The following is a 19,921-nucleotide window of genomic DNA, read 5'->3' as shown; positions in this document are numbered from 1 at the left end:
CCCGCCTTTGCAGTAGTGAGAGGGCAGGCGTTAACCAGCCATCTGTTTTTCGCGGATTTCTGCCAGCGTTTTACAATCGATGCACAGATCGGCTGTTGGACGCGCTTCCAGGCGACGAATACCGATTTCAACACCGCAGGATTCGCAGTAGCCAAAATCTTCGTCCTCGACCTTCTTCAGCGTTTTTTCGATCTTTTTGATCAGTTTGCGCTCGCGGTCACGGTTACGCAGTTCGAGGCTGAACTCTTCTTCCTGAGCGGCACGGTCGACCGGATCCGGGAAGTTAGCAGCTTCATCCTGCATATGTGTAACGGTGCGATCGACTTCATCCCTGAGTTGATTACGCCATGCTTCAAGAATACGCTTGAAGTGCGACAGCTGGGCTTCGTTCATATACTCTTCGCCCGGCTTCTCTTGATACGGCTCCACCCCAGCGATGGCGAGAATACTCAGGGACGATGTTTTACGGTTTTGCCCTTCTTGCATGTTGCTTCTCCTTAACACGCACTATCGATCCCCATGTTGGGGGAAAAATCAGGTCGCTATAAATAGCAGATGCTTTTCCGTATGGCAATTATCTAAACGTAACACTTGACAACCCTGTGAGGAAAAGCGTATTTGCGCACGCGGCCAGAACACTTATTAGTCAATCGTCTAATCCCTTATAAGACAATGGGAAGAGAGGATCTCAGAGTCATATTATCGGCAGAAAGTTCCGCTTTATAAGCCAAAATCTCTACCCCCTGCTTTTGTGCCTCATTCAACAATTGCGCGTATTTAGGATCAATATGACGGGCCGGGGAAAACCGTTCAATGGCTGAATGCAGAACCGCAAACAGCAACACGGCGCGCTTGCCCGCCGCCGCCACACCCATTAGCTCTCGCAGATGCTTCTGGCCACGTAGCGTTACCGCATCCGGAAAGAAGCCGTTTTCCTGTTCTGCTAACGTCACTGATTTCACTTCAATATAGCACTCAGGCCGGTCTTCCGCCTGGAGCATAAAATCAATTCTGCTGCCTTCATCGCCATATTTCACTTCGCTTTTTTGCGTGCCGTAACCCACAAGTTCAGGAAGGGTTCCATGGGTCAGGGATTCCTTAACCAGCTGATTGGCGCGCAGGGTATTAACACAAATAAATGCCCCGTTTTGCGTCTCGGTCATTTCCCAGGTATGGGGATATTTGCGTTTAGTATTTTCTGAAGTGGAATACCAGACCGTATCGCCCGGCGTGGCGCAACCGGTCATGGCGCCGGTGTTAGGGCAGTGCAGCGTGAGCGTTTCGCCCTCAGGCGTGATTACGTCAGCGAGAAAGCGTTTGTAACGCTGGATCAGCGTGGCGGACTGGAGTGCAGGGCTAAACTTCATCAGGATTCCTTAGCGTGTCGCCCAGCGTCCAGCGCTGGAGCGGAGTATAGCGGGTGCGTCCTTGTACAAAGGCAGATTCGTAAAGCGCAAATTCCTTCACCTCAAAGGACCAGTGAAAGCCCGGTGGCGGGATGGCTACGGCCTGACCCGCATCGCGCAGCAGGGTAATGTGGGGATGAAACGGCTGCGGGCTCTGGTAACAGCCGCTGCGCGCGGCCTGCGCCCGCAGCATGCTGGCGAGCTGGAGCAGCCCGCGAGGGGGCTGACGCGTCCCCAGCCAGACCACCCGAGAGCGCAGCCATTGCCCGGCATCGTCAAGATGCAGCGTAAACCCCGGCTGGGAAATGCGTCCGGCCAGTGCGCTTAAGGCGCGCTGCTTTTCAGCGCTTACATCGCCGAGAAACGCTAACGTCAGGTGCATATTGGCGGCGGCGACAGGGCGGCCCGCTTCTGCCGGGAAGTGGCTGGCGCGCCAGCGAACAATTTGCCGTTGAAGCGAGGCGGGTAATTCAATGGCGAAGAATAGCCGTTTTGACTCAGACATGCGCAAGACTCGGTAATGATATGCGCCGATGCTACAATGTACGCCGATTAATGTTAACCCTCTGGAGCCGTAAGTGTCTTCTTTGCCCGTTGCCGTCGTCCTTCCTGAGCTTCTTGCTGCCTTAGAACATGCGCCACAGGTTTTGCTCAGCGCGCCCACGGGAGCGGGTAAATCTACCTGGCTGCCTCTGCAAATCCTGCGTGAGGGGAACATCAGCGGGAAAATTATCCTGCTGGAGCCGCGCAGGCTGGCCGCGCGCAACGTGGCGCAGCGCCTGGCGGAACTGCTGAATGAAAAACCGGGCGAGACGGTAGGGTACCGGATGCGCGCCGAAACCTGCGTTGGCGCGTCCACGCGACTGGAGGTGGTCACCGAAGGCATTCTCACCCGTATGCTGCAAAACGATCCGGAGCTGACCGGCGTCGGGCTGGTGATCCTTGATGAATTTCACGAGCGCAGCCTACAGGCCGATCTGGCCCTTGCGCTGCTGCTCGACGTTCAGCAGGGGCTGCGCGACGACCTTCGCCTGCTGATTATGTCGGCGACGCTGGATAACGAGCGGCTCCGGCAGACGCTCCCCGACGCGCCGATGATTGCCTCCGAAGGACGAGCCTTTCCGGTTGAGCGCCGCTATCAGCCGCTGCCTGCCCATCAGCGCGTTGACGAAGCCGTTGCCATCGCCACCGCCGAACTGCTCCGCCAGGAGCCCGGCTCGCTGCTGCTGTTTTTACCCGGCGTAGGTGAAATCCAGCGCGTACAGGAGCAGCTGGCGTCACGGGTGAGCAGAGATGTCGCGCTTTGTCCGCTGTATGGCGCCCTGTCGTTAAGCGACCAGCGCAAAGCAATCCTTCCCGCCCCGGCGGGGCAGCGCAAAGTGGTGCTGGCGACCAATATTGCCGAAACCAGTTTGACCATCGAAGGCATTCGCCTTGTGGTGGACAGTACGCAGGAGAGGGTAGCCAGCTTTGATCCGCGCACCGGGCTGACCAGGCTGCTGACGCAGCGCATTAGCCAGGCCTCGATGGTGCAGCGCGCAGGGCGAGCCGGGCGTCTTGAGCCGGGTATTTGTCTGCATTTAACCAGCGCCGAGCAGGCGGAGCGTGCGGCACTACAAAGCACGCCTGAAATTTTACAAAGCGATCTCTCCGGGCTGGTGATGGATCTGATGCAGTGGGGCTGCCCGGATCCTGACCAGCTCACCTGGCTTAATCCTCCGCCTGTCGTGAACCTCACCGCCGCGCGCAGCCTGCTGACCCAGCTTGGCGCGCTGGAAGGTGAACGTCTGACGGCGCGCGGCCAGAAAATGGCGGAACTGGGCAACGATCCGCGACTGGCAGCGATGCTGGTGGCCGCGCAGGGCGAAGATGAAATTGCCACGGCGGCAAAACTGGCGGCTATTCTTGAGGAGCCGCCGCGCGCCGGCAGCAGCGATCTGGGGCAGGCCTTTTCACGCAATCAGGGAAACTGGCAGCAGCGGGCACAGCAGCTATGTCATCGTCTGAAGTGCCGGGGAGGATCGCCTGACAGCGATAAAATGACTTCTCTGCTGGCACAGGCTTTTCCGGACAGGATTGCGCGCCGCCGCGGGCTTGACGGCCGCTATCAGCTGGCAAACGGGATGGGCGCGATGCTCGATAGCGATGATGCCCTGACGCGTCATGAATGGCTCATTGCCCCTCTGCTGCTACAGGGCAGCCATTCCCCGGATGCGCGCATCTTGCAGGCGCTTGCCGTGGATATTGACGCCCTGACGCGTGCCTGCCCGCAGCTGCTTCAGCAATCGGACATCGTCGAATGGGATGATGCCCAGGGCACGCTGAAGGCGTTCCGTCGTAGTCAGATTGGTAAACTGACGCTCGGGACGACACCGCTGGCGAAGCCGTCGGAAGAAGAGTTACACCAGGCGATGCTGAACGGCATCCGGGAAAAAGGGCTGAGCGTTCTGAACTGGACACCGGAGGCGGAGCAGTACCGTATTCGTCTGCACTGCGCCGCGAAATGGCTGCCGGAATACGGCTGGCCGGCGGTGGATGACGATACCCTGCTCGCGACGCTTGAACAGTGGCTACTGCCGCAGATGAGCGGCGTGCACTCGCTGCGCGCCCTTAAGGCGCTTGATGTTAAGGCAGCGTTACAGAATTTACTGGACTGGTCGTTACGTCAACGTCTGGATAGTGAACTGCCTGGGCATTACACTGTGCCAACCGGGAGCCGGATTGCTATTCGTTATCATGAGGATAATCCTCCGGCGCTGGCGGTTCGGATGCAGGAGATGTTTGGTGAGGCCACCACGCCGTCGATCGCTGAAGGGCGTGTGCCGTTAGTGCTTGAGCTGCTTTCGCCCGCGCATCGTCCCTTGCAGATCACCCGCGATCTGGGCGCATTCTGGGCGGGCAGTTATCGTGACGTGCAGAAAGAGATGAAAGGGCGGTACCCCAAACACGTCTGGCCGGACGATCCGGCGAATACCGCGCCGACGCGGCGCACGAAGAAATATTCGTGATGAATCGAAAAGGGGAGTGCGGCCTGATGCCCTCACCCCGGCCCTCTCCCACAGGGAGAGGGAGAAACAAACTTTGAGAGATTTCTTCTTTCACTGACCTGTGCAAGATAAGAAAATCTGGCCTTTGCGCCTGAATGTTGCGGAGAAAAAGCATGGCGGGGAATGACCGCGAGCCAATAGGACGTAAGGGAAAGCCAGCGCGTCCGGCGAAAGAAAAGGTAAGCCGTCGTCGCCTCAGAGATGAGGAGTATGACGATGACTATGAAGACGATTATGAGGATGAAGAACCGATGCCGCGTAAAGGGAAAGGCAAAGGGCGTAAGCCTCGTGGGAAGCGCGGCTGGTTCTGGCTGCTGCTGAAGCTGTTCATTGTTTTTGTTGTTCTGATCGCGATTTACGGCGTGTATCTGGATCAGAAGATCCGCAGTCGTATCGACGGGAAAGTCTGGCAATTGCCGGCGGCAGTGTATGGTCGCATGGTGAACCTTGAGCCGGACATGTCCATCAGCAAAAACGAGATGGTGAAACTGCTGCAAGCTACGCAGTATCGTCAGGTCACGAAAATGACCCGTCCGGGCGAATTTACCGTCCAGGCGAAAAGCATTGAGATGATCCGCCGTCCGTTCGACTTCCCGGACAGCAAAGAGGGCCAGGTGCGCGCGCGTCTGACCTTTGACGGCGATCGCCTGGAAACCATTGAGAACATGGATAACGACCGCCAGTTCGGTTTCTTCCGTCTCGATCCGCGCCTGATCACCATGCTGTCGTCCGCAAACGGCGAACAGCGCCTGTTCGTGGCGCGTAACGGCTTCCCGGATCTGCTGGTGGATACCCTGCTGGCAACCGAAGACCGTCACTTCTACGAGCACGACGGTATTAGCCTCTACTCCATTGGCCGTGCGGTGCTGGCGAACCTGACTGCCGGGCGTACGGTGCAGGGGGCGAGTACGCTTACCCAGCAGCTGGTGAAAAACCTGTTCCTCTCCAGCGAACGCTCTTACTGGCGTAAAGCCAACGAAGCGTACATGGCCGTGCTGATGGATGCGCGCTACAGCAAGGATCGTATCCTTGAGCTGTACATGAACGAGGTGTACCTCGGCCAGAGCGGCGATAACGAAATCCGCGGCTTCCCGCTGGCGAGCCTGTACTACTTTGGCCGTCCAGTGGAAGAGCTGAGCCTTGATCAGCAGGCGCTGCTGGTGGGCATGGTTAAAGGGGCGTCAATCTATAACCCATGGCGTAACCCGAAACTGGCGCTGGAGCGTCGTAATCTGGTGCTGCGTCTGCTGCAACAGCAGCAGGTGATTGACCAGGAGCTGTACGACATGCTGAGCGCGCGTCCGCTGGGCGTTCAGCCGCGCGGTGGCGTGATCTCCCCGCAGCCTGCCTTTATGCAGATGGTGCGTCAGGAGCTGCAATCTAAGCTTGGAGATAAAGTAAAAGATCTCTCCGGAGTGAAGATCTTTACCACCTTTGACTCCGTGGCGCAGGATGCGGCTGAAAAAGCGGCGGTGGAAGGTATTCCGGTTCTGAAGAAGCAGCGTAAGCTGAGCGATCTGGAAACCGCGATGGTGGTGGTTGACCGCAACACCGGTGAAGTTCGCGCCATGGTGGGCGGTGCCGAGCCGCAGTATGCGGGCTATAACCGTGCGATGCAGGCGCGTCGTTCGATTGGTTCTCTGGCAAAACCGGCGACCTATCTGACCGCGCTGAGCCAGCCGAACCTCTATCGCCTGAACACCTGGATTGCCGATGCGCCCATCTCCCTGCGCCAGCCTAACGGCCAGGTATGGTCTCCGCAGAACGACGATAAGCAGTTCAGCGGTCAGGTGATGCTGGTGGATGCGTTAACCCGCTCAATGAACGTGCCGACGGTTAACCTCGGGATGGCGCTGGGCCTGCCGGCCATCACCGATACCTGGCAGAAGCTGGGCGTGCCGAAAGATCAGCTGCACCCTGTTCCGGCCATGATCCTGGGGGCGCTTAACCTGACGCCAATCGAAGTGGCCCAGGCGTTCCAGACCATCGCCAGCGGCGGTAATCGTGCTCCGCTTTCCGCCCTGCGTTCGGTGATAGCGGAAGATGGCTCCGTGCTGTATCAAAGCTTCCCGCAGGCTGAGCGCGCGGTTCCGGCGCAGGCAGCCTATATGACGTTATGGACGATGCAGCAGGTTGTACAGCGCGGTACCGGGCGTCAGCTGGGGGCGAAGTATCCGGGTCTGCATCTGGCAGGTAAAACCGGGACCACCAACAACAACGTTGATACCTGGTTTGCCGGTATTGACGGCCGTGAAGTGGTGATCACCTGGGTGGGTCGCGACAACAACCAGCCGACCAAACTGTATGGTGCAAGCGGTGCAATGTCGATTTACCAGCGCTATCTGGCAAATCAGTCTCCGGTGCCGCTGAACCTCGTTGCGCCGGAAGATATCGTCGATATGGGCGTGGACAGCTCAGGTAACTTCATCTGCGGCGGCGGCGTGCGTTCGCTGCCGGTCTGGACGACCAATCCGGATGCGCTGTGCCAGCAAAGCCAGCCTGAGCAGCCAACGGGCAATCCGTTTGACCAGTCTTCTCAGCCTCAGCAGCCGCAGCAGCAACAGCCGCAGCAGCAGGGCGAGAAGAAAGACAGCGACGGCGTCGCCGGCTGGATCAAGGACATGTTCGGCGGAAATTAATTAATTCCCTGAATTTAAAAGCCGCTTTCTCGTAAAGCGGCTTTTTTTATTTCCCTTCGTTGCTTTATTATAATTATTAAATACTGATTGTAGAATTATTAATCTTTTAGCCTGGTTTTATAAATCAGGAGGTTGTAATAATTGTGACCGATTTTACCCTTTTGCACGCTGGACATGATAAAGAATAATCTGATGTAATCCCGCCATGAAATTCATCATTCGTCAGGACATTCTTATTTGGATGGGGTGGAAAATGAATGATGTCTCGCTTTACCTGACATTCTGATGCAAATGCGCTTTGCCGGGAATGGATACCTTCATCAGCAAATATAAGGATATTGTTATGCGTAAATATATTATTACTTCTTTACTGGGCGGAAGCATTTTGGCGGCGCTGTCGCTTCCGGTTTTAGCATCGAATGATTCCGGCACGGTGAACTTTGCCGGGAAAATTGTTGCGGATACCTGCGAAATTAACGTTGATGGCACCGGTACGAATGCCTCGACCGTAACGTTTGCCGATACCTATCCTTCGGATTATAGCGGCGACGGCTCGGTGGGAACGTCAAAAGCGTTCAAAATTGAGGTGAAGAAATGTGACCCGCTGGTCGCAAAACTGAACCTGAAGTTCAGCGGCTCCACCACGGACGCCGCCTACAAACGTCTTCAGAACGATCTGACCGGTGAAGGTAATGCCACCAACGTCGGTATTATCGTCAGCAATGAGAATGGCACGAAAGGGGACGTGATTTTTGACGGATCTACCCCTGACGCGGGCACTGACGTTGCGAACGATGCGACGGGACAGGCTGCTTCCGTCTTTAACTACACCGCGAAGGTTATTCAGGTTGGAGAAGACGCGCCAACGGCGGGTCATTATGCCTCCTCTGCCACGTTCGAGGTTGTTTATCGCTAAAAAAATCGGGCAGCCTGAAAAGGCTGCCTTCTGGAACGCAGGATGAAACATTTAATTAAAGTGTTATGCGGCTGCCTGGTTATTTCCTGCTGTACAGCGCAGGCCAGCGTGGTTCTCGGTGGAACGCGAATCGTTTATCCATCGAATAAGTCTGAAGTGCAAATTGCCCTCAAAAATAAAGATCCTCATACGCGTTATCTGGTACAGAGCTGGGTAAGCTATCCCGATAATGCGAAAGCCCCCTTTGTTATCACGCCTCCCGTGTATAAATTACAGGAAAATCGCCAGACGCTTTTACATATTATTTTTACCGGAGATAAAACAAGCCTGCCTGCGGATCGGGAATCGCTATTTCTGGCTAACGTTAAATCCGTTTCGGCCTTATCGCCGGAATTAAAAGATAAGAATACCCTTCAGTTTGCGATGAAAACGCGTCTGAAGCTGTTCTGGCGCCCTGCGCAGCTGAAAGAAACGGACGCGCTGCACGCCTTTGAAAAAATCACGTTTCGCCGTCAGGGGGACACCCTGATTGCAAAAAATTCCACGCCTTTTTACGTCTCATTTGGCGAACTGGCCGTTGGCGGCAAAAGCGTGCCGGTGGTGGATAACAAAACCACGCCGGGAGCGATTTCCATGATGGTTGCGCCATTCAGCGAGCAGCGTTTCGCCCTGCCCGGATCGGCAAAAGGCGTCGTGACGTGGACGGCAATCAATGATTTCGGCGCGCAAACCCCTCAACGCAGTCAGGCACTGTAAACCGATCATGCTGGTATCGTATGTCATCATCGTCACGGCTCAAACAGGTTCTGAAGGGGATCGCGCTGGCATTGCTGGCCGCGATCCAGCCTGCCGCGGCTGATGACGACTTCAACCTGCGGATTCTGGAGCTGGATACGCCGCTTGAAAATACCGCGACGCTGAAAAACTTCATCAATGATAACGGCCTGCTGCCCGGTAGTTACCAGACCACGATCCTCTGGGACGGGGATGTGCTGGATAAGCGCCCCGTAACGTATGTTCTCTCGGCGGACAAACAGCGTCTGCTGCCTGAGCTGACCAAAGCCGAGCTGCGCGCGCTGGGAGTAAAGGTGGATGCCATTGCCGATATGGCCGGGCTGGACGACGCGGCGCACATCGAAGATATCTCCCGTTTTATAAAAAATGCCCGCTACGAATTTAATCAGGATAATCAAACGCTGACGCTGGTTATTCCCCAGATGTACCGCGATCGGGCGACGGCGGGGGCCATCAGCCCTAAGCTGTGGGATGACGGTGCTCCGGCGGCCTGGACCAGCTATCAGCTTAGCGGTTCGCAGCAGCGCTATAGCGGGGGCAAAACCTCGTCAACCTGGCTGGGCCTGGACTCCGGTATTAACGTGGGCGCATGGCGCCTGCGCAACAACAGTACCTGGAGCGATACCGCCGGCTGGGATGCTATCGGCACCACGCTACAGCGCGACGTTAAGCCGCTGCAAAGCCAGATGGAGATTGGCCAGACCTATACCAACGGTGAACTTTTCGACAGCATTCAAATGACCGGGGTGAAGCTCGAGACCGACACGTCCATGCTTCCCACCGGCCAGCAGGGTTTTGCTCCGGTCATACGCGGCATTGCGAACAGCGACGCGAAGGTCACCGTGAAGCAAAACGGCTACACGATTTACCAGAGCAACGTCTCGCCGGGGCCGTTCGCGATCCGTGATTTGAGCCAGGTGGCGTCGGGCGCCGATCTGGAAGTGACCGTTGAAGAAGCGGATGGCAGCGAGCACAGCTTTATCCAGGCCAGCGCGTCGGTGCCGGTGCTCCAGCGCGAAGGAAACCTGAAATATTCTCTGGCGATGGGGCGCTATCGCGGCAGCGAGGGCGAGGATACGCCTGCGTTTGCCCAGGGAACGGCGATCTATGGCTTTCCGTATGGCATAACGGCCTATACCGGCGTGCTGGGCGCGTCGCTCTATCACGCGGCGCTGGTCGGGGCGGGGGCGGATTTGGGGCGCTTCGGTTCGGCATCGGTGGATGTCACGGGTGCCCGCACCGCTTTTAATGACGGTCGTGATGACGCGAGCGGATTATCCTGGCGCGCGCAATATGCGAAAGATATTCCGGATACGAATACCACCGTCACGCTTGCCAGCTACCGCTACTCCACCGCCGGTTTTTACACCTTTCAGGAGGCAATCGACCAGCGCGACGGTGAGATTGACGACGGGATTTATACCTATCGCCTGACCAACAACCGGCGAAGCCGTATGCAGCTTAACCTTTCTCAGCGCCTTTCGGACTGGGGGTCGGCTTACCTGAACACCTATCAGCAGGATTACTGGGACATGGATGGCCGCGAGCGCAGCGTCAGCGCCGGGCTGAGCTCCAGCTGGCGCGACATCTCCTGGTCATTAAGCTACAGCCTTACCCGGACGCCCGATGCGGATGCTGACCGGCAGATGGCCCTGACGCTGAATATTCCCTTCTCCCACTGGCTGCCCAACGCCTGGGCGAGCTACAGCGTCAACACCGCCAGCGGAGGTTTTGTCTCGCATCAGGTGGGGCTTGGCGGCACCGCGCTTGAGGATAATAAGCTCAGCTACAGCCTTCAGCAGACGTACGCAAATCACGATACCGGCTACGGCGGCAGCCTGTCCGGCCGTTATCGGGGAGCCTCCGGCGATCTGGGACTGGGGTACAGCTATGGCGGCGATAACCGGCAGTGGAACTACAGCGCGCAGGGCTCCGTCGTGGCGCATGAACATGGCGTGACCTTAGGGCAGCCGGTCCGCGACGCGTTCGCCGTTGTACATATCGAGGGCGGCGACAACGTTAAGGTTCAGAACGGCCGGGGGATTTCAACCGATCGCTTTGGCAACGCCGTTGTCCCGTCGCTGACGGCCTACCGGCATAACGTCATCACGGTGAATACCCAGGATCGGGACGATATCGACATTGAGGCAGCGACGCAGGATCTTGTCCCGACGAAAGGGGCGGCGCTGGCCGCAACGTTCGACGCGCGCGTCGGGCGGCGGGCGCTGGTCACGTTGCTTCATCGGGGCAAGGCCGTGCCGTTCGGGGCCGTGCTCGCCCTGCAAAACGCGACCGCCATCGTGGGAGACGAAGGGGAAGTGTATTTAACCGGGCTGCGCGGCAGCACAGCGTTTAACGTGCAGTGGGGAGAAGAGGGGGACGCGCAGTGCCGCGGCACGCTCGACGTACCCGCCGACGGCGCGACAGGCATTTTTAAAACAACGGTGAACTGCCAATAAAATGGGTGAAACAATGCGTCTACGTTTTTCTGTCCCCTCGCTTATCGCCTGCGCGCTGGCGCTGGGCGCGGTTGTCTTTATTCACCCGGCGAGTGCCAGCTGTAGCTTTAGCGGCGGCGAGGGCTATGGCGGGGTCGTCACGTTCCAGCTGCCTGCGGTCATCGCCGTCGCGCCCGACGCGCCGGTGGGCACCGTGATTTATGACGGTAGCGTTGAAAGTCATGAAATTACCGTGGATTGCGGCGGCGCCGACGCCCAGATCCGCCGCGGCTATTTGTCCATCACCAGCGCCGACGCGCGCGAAGACGTCATGCCCGGCGTGTACAGAACCAACGTGCCGGGAATCGGGATCCGCGCTGCCTCATCCACGGAAAAGCACCCCAGCTATACGTCAGGCGATCTCGTGCGCCCATGGGACTTTCTGGGAACCATGCATGGTTATTCGCATCAGGTATTGACCTTCCGCGCCGCCGCGCAGCTGCTGGTGATCGGGAATGTTGAAGAGGGGAACCTCGATACCGGACGATTAACCGCGCAGGATACGCTGGGCGGCGCGGTTATCGGCGAAATGCGCTTCTCGCCCACCAGCGTGCGCATTACGACCAATACCTGTAACCTGGTCGACCGGAATATTTACGTCCCGCTGAAGACCGTTAATACGCAGGATTTCACAGGCCAGTACACCGACGTGCTGACCGACAACAGCTTTAAAATTGAGATAAGCGAGTGTGCGGCAGGCACAAAGGTGGATTATCAGTTTACGAGCACAGGATCGACGGGCGTTACAAACGGGAATACGTTAGGCATTGCCGCCGGGGATCATGCCGCCGCGGGAGTCGGGATCCAGATTCTGGACGGCAATAATACGGTGCTGCAATTCGACCATAGCTATACGGCGATAACAAGCACGCAGGATAACGTGCCCGTGGAAATTCCGCTGAAAGCGCGCTACGTCAAAACGGGAGAGGTGAAAGCCGGCAAGGTTGATGCGGTTGCTACTTTTGAACTTTTTTATCGCTAATCGCCGCCCGCCCGCGCGGGTTTTTACGATCATTTCCCTACACTTTTTAACCCTCTCTTTTCATCTGGTTATTTCTTAAGCCCTCAATTCTTGTAGGGCCGCATATCGCTTGCTATGCCGCCAGCGTTTCGCATATTATTCTGCGGTCATAATAATAATTCTCGTTTACGTTATCATTCACCTTTTTCATCAGAGATCCATCATGGCGCTTTCCAATACTGCTCAGCCAATTAACACGTCGCTGCGTAAAATCGCAGCCGTCGTAGCCACAGCGGTTGCCGGCATGTCTGCTTACGCACAGGCCGCTGAAACCCCCAAGAAAGAAGAAACCATCACCGTGACTGCCGCACCGGCTGCACAGGAAAGTGCCTGGGGTCCTGCACCGACGATTGCGGCAAAACGTACCGCAACGGCGACGAAAACCGATACACCGATTGAGAAAACCCCGCAGTCTATTTCCGTGGTTACACGCGAAGAGATGGACATGAAACAGCCGGGGACGGTTAAACAGGCGTTGGCCTATACCCCAAGCGTTTTCGCAACGCGCGGCTCATCAACAACTTACGATGTGGTTTCGATTCGTGGTTTCACTACCTCCAGCACCGTGAATACCAACCAGTATCTGGATGGTATGAAGTTGCAGGGGGACAACTACTCTGAAGCGTCCATGGATCCGTACTTCCTTGAGCGCGTAGAGCTGCTGCGTGGCCCGACGTCCGTACTGTATGGTAAAAGCCATCCGGGCGGGGTGGTAAGCATGGTCAGCAAGCGTCCGACTACTGAACCGTTGAAAGAAATTCAGTTCAAAATGGGGACGGATAACCTCTGGCAGACCGGGTTTGATTTCAGCGACGCGATTGACGATAACGGTGTATGGTCATACCGTCTGACCGGCCTGGGACGCAGCGAGAACGCGCAGCAGGATATGGTGAAGTCTACTCGTTACGCGATCGCGCCGTCTTTCAGCTGGCGCCCCGATGATAAAACCGACTTCACTTTCCTGAGCAACTTCCAGAGCGATCCGGATGCAGGTTACTACGGCTGGCTGCCGCGTGAAGGTACGGTCGTGCCTTACTATGATGCAGCCGGAAAGGCGCATAAGCTGCCGACCGACTTCAACGAAGGCGATGAAGACAACAAGATCTCTCGCCGTCAGAAAATGGTGGGGTATAGCTTCGCGCATGAATTTAACGACACCTTCACCGTGCGCCAGAACCTGCGGTACACTAAAATCAACACGCTTTACCGTTCAGTTTACGGTAACGGCTATATCGCCCCGGCCCAGATCAGCCGTGCGTATGTACGTTCCGATGAAGACCTGAACTCGTTTACGGTTGATACCCAACTCCAGTCAAAATTCGCGACCGGCGTCGTTGACCATACGCTGCTGACGGGTGTGGATTACCTTCGCATGCGTAATGACATTGATGCTGACTACGGCACTGCCGATCCCATCAGCATGAATAATCCGCAGCACGGCAACGCGAACGTCAATGTGAACTTCCCGTATGCCATGCTCAATCGCCAGGAGCAGACCGGGCTCTATGCGCAGGATCAGGCGGAATGGGATAAGTGGGTACTCACCATGGGTGGCCGCTATGACTTTGCGAAAACGTCTGCCTTTAACCGTAATAACGGGACCACTGCGGAAATCAACGATCGGGCATTCACCTGGCGCGGGGGGATTAACTACCTGTTCGACAACGGGATCACCCCATACTTCAGCTACAGCGAATCCTTCGAGCCTATTTCGGGAACCACCCAGGGCGGCAAACCGTTCGATCCGGCTCGCGGCAAGCAGTATGAAGCGGGCGTGAAGTATGTGCCGAAAGATCTGCCTGTTGTAGTGACGGCAGCGGTATACCAGCTGACCAAAAACAACAACCTGACCGCCGATCCGGCGAACCCGACCAGCGGCTTTAGCGTGCAGGGCGGTGAAATTCGCTCCCGTGGCTTTGAGCTGGAAGCGAAAGCGGCGGTGTCGGCTAACGTGAACGTGACGGCGGCCTACAGCTACACCGATGCGGAATATACCCACGATACCTGGTATGAAGGACGTCGTCCGGCGGAAGTGCCGCGCAACATGGCGTCCCTGTGGGCAGATTACACCTTCCACGAGACCGCGCTGAGCGGCCTGACCGTGGGTGCGGGCGCGCGTTATATCGGTGACACCGTTTCCTACTACTCTTCGGCGTCGCCTAAAGCCTATGAGTCCTTTAACGTTGCGGGCTATGCTCTGGCGGATGCGACGGTGAAATACGATCTGGCACGCTTTGGTCTGCCGGGCTCTTCCGTCGGCGTCAACGTGAACAACATCTTTGACCGCGAGTACGTCTCCAGCTGCTACAGCGAGTATGCATGCTACTGGGGAGCAGGACGCCAGGTTGTCGCCACCGCGACCTTCCGCTTCTAACCTCTTTATGGGCACGGTTCGCCGTGCCCTTTTTATTTAAGTTGGCTGACATGCAGGATAATAAAACGCAATCCGACTCCACCTTCACGCTCAACAATCTCTCCTTCCGCGTACCCGGGCGTACCTTGTTGCATCCGCTCTCTTTGACCTTTCCCGCAGGTAAAGTTACCGGCTTAATCGGCCACAATGGTTCGGGTAAATCGACCCTGCTCAAGATGCTGGGCCGCCATCAGCCGCCGTCCGAGGGCGACATTCTGCTGGATGACCATCCGTTGGCAAGCTGGAGCAGTAAGGCCTTTGCCCGCAAGGTGGCCTATCTGCCGCAGCAGCTGCCGCAGGCGGAGGGGATGACGGTGCGCGAGCTGGTGGCGATTGGACGTTATCCGTGGCACGGTGCGCTCGGGCGTTTTGGCGTCGCTGACAGAGAGAAAGTGGAAGAAGCGATTGCGCTGGTCGGGCTCAAACCGCTGGCGCACCGTCTGGTTGATAGCCTGTCCGGCGGCGAGCGTCAGCGCGCGTGGATCGCGATGCTGGTGGCGCAGGACAGCCGCTGCCTGCTGCTCGACGAACCTACCTCGGCGCTGGATATTGCCCATCAGGTTGACGTGCTGGCGCTGGTGCACCGCTTAAGCCAGCAGCGCGGCCTGACGGTGATTGCCGTTCTGCACGACATCAATATGGCGGCGCGTTATTGCGACTATCTGGTGGCGCTGCGCGGCGGTGAAATGATCGCTCAGGGCACGCCTGACGAGCTGATGCGCAGCGAAACGCTGGAGCATATCTACGGTATTCCAATGGGGATCCTGCCTCACCCTGCCGGGGCCGCTCCCGTGAGCTTTGTTTACTGATGCTGGATTCAACATACATTAGCCGCCGTCGCCTGCTGACGGCCATGGCGCTCTCGCCGCTGCTGTTGAAGATGGCCCCGGCCCGCGCCGCCGCTATCGATCCGCACCGCATCGTGGCGCTGGAGTGGTTACCCGTCGAGCTGATGATGGCCCTGGGTATCACGCCCTACGGCGTGGCCGACATTCCCAACTACACCCTGTGGGTGAATGAACCAAAACTGCCGGACTCCGTCATTGATATCGGTCTGCGCACGGAGCCAAACCTTGAGCTTCTCACGCAGATGAAACCGTCTTATTTGTTCTGGTCTGCGGGGTATGGCCCGTCGGAAGAGATCATGGCGAAGATTGCGCCGGGACGAGGCTTTTCCTTTAGCGACGGTAAAAAGCCGCTGACCATGGCAAAAAAGTCTATCCACGAGATGGCCCAGTTCCTCAACCGGGAAGCGGAAGCAAAACAGCATCTCGATGAGTTTGATGCGCTGATTGAGTCCCTTAAGCCGCGCTTTGCCCGCCGAGGCGATCGGCCTTTGCTGATGGTGACGCTGCTGGACGCCCGCCATATGCTGGTCTTTGGAAAAAACTGCCTGTTCCAGGAGGTGCTCGACAGCTTCGGCATTCGCAACGCCTGGGAAGGCGAGATGACGTTCTGGGGAAGCACCGCCGTGGGCATCGACCGCCTGGCGGCGTTTCGCGACGTCGACGTGCTGTGCTTTGACCACGGCAACGAGCGTGAAATGCAAACCCTGATGGCAACCCCGCTCTGGCAGGCGATGCCGTTCGTTCGCGAGCAGCGCTTCCTGCGCGCTCCTGCGGTATGGTTTTACGGCGCGACGCTGTCGGCAATGCACTTTGCCCGCGTGCTGGACAACGTGATGGGGGGCAAAGCATGAGTACGCGTATTGCCCGTTTCCCGGCGCTGCTGCTGGGGCTGATTTTTCTGGCGGCGCTGGCGCTAACCGGGTTCAACCTCTCCACGGCACTGCCGCGTGAGCAGTGGGCGGCCGCGTTTGCCGCTCCGGATATCGACAATATTCAGCAGATGCTCTTCCACTACAGCCTGCTGCCGCGTCTTAGCATCTCCCTGCTGGTCGGCGCGGGGCTGGGGCTGGTGGGCGTGCTGTTCCAGCAGGTGCTGCGTAACCCGCTGGCGGAGCCCACCACGCTGGGCGTGGCGACGGGCGCACAGCTGGGGATCACCATCACCACTCTCTGGACCCTGCCGGGGGCATTAACCTCGCAGTTTGCCGCGCTGGCAGGCGCCTGCGTCGTGGGCGCGCTGGTCTTTGGCGTGGCCTGGGGAAAACGTCTCTCGCCGGTCACGCTGATCCTCGCCGGGCTGGTCGTCAGCCTCTACTGTGGCGCGATCAACCAGCTGCTGGTGCTGTTTCACCACGACCAGCTGCAAAGCATGTTTATGTGGAGCACCGGCACGCTCACCCAGACCGACTGGAGTATCGTCCAGCGCCTGTGGCCGCAGCTGTTTGGCGGCGTGGTGCTCACGCTGCTGCTGCTGCGCCCGCTCACGCTGATGGGTCTGGATGACGGCGTGGCGCGCAACCTGGGGCTGGCGCTGTCGCTGGCCCGCCTGGCTGCCCTGACGCTGGCGATTGTGCTGAGCGCGCTGCTGGTTAACGCCGTCGGCATCATCGGGTTTATCGGCCTGTTTGCGCCGCTGCTGGCGAAAATGCTCGGCGCGCGCCGTCTTCTGGCGCGCCTGATGCTGGCGCCGCTGATTGGCGCGCTGATCCTCTGGCTTTCCGATCAGCTCATTCTCTGGCTGGCGCGCGTCTGGATGGAGGTCTCCACGGGGTCGGTGACGGCCCTTATCGGCGCGCCGCTGCTGCTCTGGCTGCTGCCGCGCCTGCGCAGCATTAGCGCGCCGGCGATGGATGCCGGGGATAAGGTCTCGGCGGAACGTCAGTCGATAGTGTGGTTCAGCCTTGCCGGGCTGGCGGTGCTGGCGATCGCTTCGTTCGCCGCGCTCTCGCTGGGGCGCGACGCTACCGGCTGGCACTGGGCTACCGGTGATTTACTGAATGAACTTATGCAGTGGCGCTGGCCGCGGATCTTCTCCGCGCTGATTGCGGGCGTGATGCTGGCGGTGGCGGGCTGTATTATCCAGCGTCTGACCGGCAACCCGATGGCAAGCCCGGAAGTTCTGGGGATCAGCTCCGGTGCCGCGTTTGGCGTGGTGTTGATGCTGTTCCTCGTGCCGGGAAATGCGTTCGGCTGGCTGATGCCTGCCGGCAGTATCGGTGCGGCGGCGACGCTGATGATTATCCTGATCGCCTCCGGGCGGGGCGGATTCTCGCCTCATCGTATGCTGCTGGCCGGGATGGCGCTCAGCACCGCGTTTACCATGCTGCTGATGATGTTGCAGGCGAGCGGCGACCCGCGCATGGCGCAGATCCTGACCTGGATTTCCGGTTCAACGTACAACGCCACCGGCAGCCAGGTGGTGCATACGGGGATCGTGATGGTCGTGCTGCTGGCGATAGTTCCGCTGTGCCGTCGCTGGATGACCATTCTGCCGCTGGGCGGTGACACCGCGCGCGCGGTCGGGCTGGCGCTGACGCCAACGCGTATCGCCCTGCTGCTGCTGGCCGCGTGCCTGACGGCGTCGGCCACCATGACTATCGGCCCGCTCAGTTTTGTTGGATTGATGGCACCGCACATCGCCCGTATGATGGGCTTTCGCCGGACAATGCCGCATATCGTCATGTCTGCGCTGACGGGCGGGGCGATCCTGGTCTTTGCTGACTGGTGCGGAAGGATGGTGCTGTTCCCGTATCAGATCCCGGCGGGCCTGCTGTCGACCTTTATCGGCGCGCCGTATTTTATCTATCTGTTGAGAAAGCAGAGTCGGTAGTCAGGTGCGGCCTGATGCCCTCACCCCGTCCCTCTCCCACGGGGAGAGGGAGAACATCGTAGGCCGGGTAAGCGTTAGCGCCACCCGGCAATGCCCTTAAAGCTTCGCAAACGCCTTACGCGCCGCGTCGATGGTGTTATTGATATCTTCTTCGCTGTGCGCCACGGACATAAAGCCCGCTTCAAACGCTGACGGGGCCAGGTATACGCCTTCTTCCAGCATCAGGTGGAAGAAGCGTTTGAAGCGTTCCACGTCGCACTTCACCACGTCCTGATAGCAGGTCACGGTTTTCGCCTCGGTGAAGAAAATCCCGAACATCCCGCCAACGTGGTTCATCACCAGCGGAATACCCGCTTCTTCTGCGGCTTCCAGCAGGCCATTCGCCAGCTGCGTCGTGCGGGCCGTCAGGGTTTCGTGGATGCCTGGCTGGGCGACTTCGGTCAGACAGGCGAAGCCCGCCGCCATCGCAATCGGGTTACCGGAGAGCGTGCCCGCCTGGTAAACCGGACCGGTTGGCGCCAGCGCGTCCATCACGTCCTTACGGCCACCAAACGCGCCGACGGGCATGCCGCCGCCGATGATTTTGCCGAGGCAGGTCAAATCCGGCTCTACGCCGTAATATGACTGCGCGCCCGCCAGCGCTACGCGGAAGCCGGTCATCACTTCGTCGATGATCAGCAGTGCGCCAAACTCATCGCACAGCGCGCGCAGGCCCGGCAGGAAATCTGGCTGCGGTGGAATGCAGTTCATGTTGCCCGCCACCGGCTCAACGATAATGCAGGCGATCTCCTGCGGATACTGCTCGAACGCCGCACGAACGGTGTTCAGATCGTTATAGGTGCAGGTCAGCGTGTGCTTCGCGAAATCAGCCGGTACGCCCGGGGAGTTCGGCTGGCCGAGGGTCAGCGCGCCGGAACCGGCTTTCACCAGCAGGCAGTCGGCGTGGCCATGATAACAGCCTTCGAACTTGATGATTTTGTCACGGCCGGTGAAACCGCGCGCCAGGCGGATAGCGCTCATGGTGGCTTCGGTCCCGGAGTTCACCATACGCACCATGTCCATCGTTGGCACCAGCTCGGTGACCAGCTCCGCCATTTTAACTTCCATCTCGGTTGGCGCGCCGAAGCTCAGGCCGCGCTGAGCGGCTTCAATCACCGCGTTGCGGATAGCCGGGTGGTTATGCCCCAGCACCATCGGACCCCAGGAGCCGACGTAATCGACATAGGCTTTGCCATCCACATCATACAGATACGCGCCGTCCGCACGTTCGATAAACAGCGGGGTGCCGCCCACGCCGGTAAAGGCGCGCACCGGAGAGTTCACGCCGCCCGGGATTAGCTCGCGGGCTGCACTGTAGAGGTTTTCAGACTTGCTCATGGCGTCGTTCCTGGTTCGTAGAAATAAGTTAAGAGGACTATTCTAAGTGATCCAGAAGAGGTTATAAAATTTTTGCCCCTCAACGGGCTTAACAATTGTTAAGTATTTTTCAGGGGACGAGGGGATTGTCT

General features: G+C 58.3%; 14 protein-coding genes. 10 read left to right on the top strand and 4 right to left on the bottom strand.

Annotated features, from left to right (window positions below):
* Nucleotides 1-30: 30 nt before the first annotated feature.
* The 3 genes from dksA to thpR all read right to left on the bottom strand — a co-directional run bounded on the left by dksA (nt 31) and on the right by thpR (nt 1,911).
* Nucleotides 31-486: an RNA polymerase-binding protein DksA gene (gene dksA / locus IM267_RS15715; RefSeq protein ID WP_001155232.1), complete on the bottom strand. Its 456-nt coding sequence runs from the start codon at nt 484-486 to the stop codon at nt 31-33.
* Between the two features lie 176 nt (nt 487-662).
* The gene (gene sfsA, locus IM267_RS15710) at nt 663-1,367 is read right to left on the bottom strand and encodes a DNA/RNA nuclease SfsA (protein WP_193033783.1); all 705 of its coding nucleotides are present in this window, start codon (nt 1,365-1,367) and stop codon (nt 663-665) included.
* Nucleotides 1,357-1,911, bottom strand: a complete 555-nt coding sequence (gene thpR / locus IM267_RS15705; RefSeq protein WP_063450614.1) for an RNA 2',3'-cyclic phosphodiesterase — start codon at nt 1,909-1,911, stop codon at nt 1,357-1,359. The genes sfsA and thpR overlap by 11 nt, the downstream gene beginning before the upstream one ends.
* Before the next feature lie 73 nt (nt 1,912-1,984).
* On the opposite strand from thpR, the gene hrpB reads away from it, so the two are divergent.
* The 10 genes from hrpB (at nt 1,985) to fhuB (ending at nt 18,413) form a co-directional block, all read left to right on the top strand.
* Nucleotides 1,985-4,414 carry an ATP-dependent helicase HrpB gene (gene hrpB, locus IM267_RS15700; protein ID WP_193033782.1) on the top strand — a complete coding sequence of 810 codons (2,430 nt, stop codon included), beginning with the start codon at nt 1,985-1,987 and terminating at the stop codon, nt 4,412-4,414.
* A 152-nt stretch (nt 4,415-4,566) separates the two neighbouring features.
* Nucleotides 4,567-7,092 (top strand): bifunctional glycosyl transferase/transpeptidase, encoded by a 2,526-nt coding sequence (mrcB, locus tag IM267_RS15695; RefSeq protein ID WP_063867484.1) that lies wholly within the window; start codon nt 4,567-4,569, stop codon nt 7,090-7,092.
* Between the two features lie 343 nt (nt 7,093-7,435).
* Nucleotides 7,436-8,008, top strand: a complete 573-nt coding sequence (locus IM267_RS15690; RefSeq protein WP_226848122.1) for a fimbrial protein — start codon at nt 7,436-7,438, stop codon at nt 8,006-8,008.
* 42 nt (nt 8,009-8,050) lie between these two features.
* Nucleotides 8,051-8,764, top strand: coding sequence for a molecular chaperone (locus IM267_RS15685; protein ID WP_193033781.1), 714 nt, complete (start codon nt 8,051-8,053; stop codon nt 8,762-8,764).
* Nucleotides 8,765-8,784: 20 nt separating this feature from the next.
* Nucleotides 8,785-11,262, top strand: a complete 2,478-nt coding sequence (locus tag IM267_RS15680; protein ID WP_193033780.1) for a fimbria/pilus outer membrane usher protein — start codon at nt 8,785-8,787, stop codon at nt 11,260-11,262.
* 13 nt (nt 11,263-11,275) lie between these two features.
* A complete protein-coding gene (locus IM267_RS15675; protein ID WP_193033779.1) occupies nt 11,276-12,283 on the top strand; it encodes a fimbrial protein in 1,008 nt (335 codons plus the stop codon).
* A 202-nt stretch (nt 12,284-12,485) separates the two neighbouring features.
* A complete protein-coding gene (fhuA, locus tag IM267_RS15670; RefSeq protein WP_193033778.1) occupies nt 12,486-14,696 on the top strand; it encodes a ferrichrome porin FhuA in 2,211 nt (736 codons plus the stop codon).
* A 50-nt stretch (nt 14,697-14,746) separates the two neighbouring features.
* On the top strand, nt 14,747-15,544 hold the full coding sequence (fhuC, locus tag IM267_RS15665) for a Fe3+-hydroxamate ABC transporter ATP-binding protein FhuC (RefSeq protein ID WP_064910115.1): 798 nt from the start codon (nt 14,747-14,749) through the stop codon (nt 15,542-15,544).
* Nucleotides 15,544-16,434, top strand: a complete 891-nt coding sequence (fhuD, locus tag IM267_RS15660; RefSeq protein ID WP_193033777.1) for a Fe(3+)-hydroxamate ABC transporter substrate-binding protein FhuD — start codon at nt 15,544-15,546, stop codon at nt 16,432-16,434. Before fhuC ends, fhuD begins: the two co-directional genes overlap by 1 nt.
* Nucleotides 16,431-18,413, top strand: coding sequence for a Fe(3+)-hydroxamate ABC transporter permease FhuB (fhuB, locus tag IM267_RS15655; RefSeq protein WP_193033776.1), 1,983 nt, complete (start codon nt 16,431-16,433; stop codon nt 18,411-18,413). The genes fhuD and fhuB overlap by 4 nt, the downstream gene beginning before the upstream one ends.
* Before the next feature lie 96 nt (nt 18,414-18,509).
* Here the strand turns inward: fhuB and hemL are convergent, their stop codons facing one another.
* Nucleotides 18,510-19,790, bottom strand: coding sequence for a glutamate-1-semialdehyde 2,1-aminomutase (gene hemL, locus IM267_RS15650; protein WP_193033775.1), 1,281 nt, complete (start codon nt 19,788-19,790; stop codon nt 18,510-18,512).
* Between the last annotated feature and the right edge of the window lie 131 nt (nt 19,791-19,921).

Origin of the sequence: Enterobacter cloacae complex sp. P15RS (assembly GCF_014895905.1) — a bacterium.
In the GTDB taxonomy this organism is placed as follows: Bacteria; Pseudomonadota; Gammaproteobacteria; order Enterobacterales; family Enterobacteriaceae; genus Enterobacter; species Enterobacter quasihormaechei.
This window is presented reverse-complemented; position numbering and strand designations above follow the sequence as displayed.

Coding starts and splice junctions, on each gene's coding strand:
- IM267_RS15685 (WP_193033781.1), top strand. CDS start 8,051: ATGAAACATTTAATTAAAGTGTTATGCGGCTGCCTGGTTATTTCCTGC.
- fhuA (WP_193033778.1), top strand. CDS start 12,486: ATGGCGCTTTCCAATACTGCTCAGCCAATTAACACGTCGCTGCGTAAA.
- fhuC (WP_064910115.1), top strand. CDS start 14,747: ATGCAGGATAATAAAACGCAATCCGACTCCACCTTCACGCTCAACAAT.
- sfsA (WP_193033783.1), bottom strand. CDS start 1,367: ATGAAGTTTAGCCCTGCACTCCAGTCCGCCACGCTGATCCAGCGTTAC.
- IM267_RS15690 (WP_226848122.1), top strand. CDS start 7,436: ATGCGTAAATATATTATTACTTCTTTACTGGGCGGAAGCATTTTGGCG.
- mrcB (WP_063867484.1), top strand. CDS start 4,567: ATGGCGGGGAATGACCGCGAGCCAATAGGACGTAAGGGAAAGCCAGCG.
- fhuD (WP_193033777.1), top strand. CDS start 15,544: ATGCTGGATTCAACATACATTAGCCGCCGTCGCCTGCTGACGGCCATG.
- hemL (WP_193033775.1), bottom strand. CDS start 19,790: ATGAGCAAGTCTGAAAACCTCTACAGTGCAGCCCGCGAGCTAATCCCG.
- thpR (WP_063450614.1), bottom strand. CDS start 1,911: ATGTCTGAGTCAAAACGGCTATTCTTCGCCATTGAATTACCCGCCTCG.
- IM267_RS15675 (WP_193033779.1), top strand. CDS start 11,276: ATGCGTCTACGTTTTTCTGTCCCCTCGCTTATCGCCTGCGCGCTGGCG.
- IM267_RS15680 (WP_193033780.1), top strand. CDS start 8,785: ATGTCATCATCGTCACGGCTCAAACAGGTTCTGAAGGGGATCGCGCTG.
- fhuB (WP_193033776.1), top strand. CDS start 16,431: ATGAGTACGCGTATTGCCCGTTTCCCGGCGCTGCTGCTGGGGCTGATT.
- dksA (WP_001155232.1), bottom strand. CDS start 486: ATGCAAGAAGGGCAAAACCGTAAAACATCGTCCCTGAGTATTCTCGCC.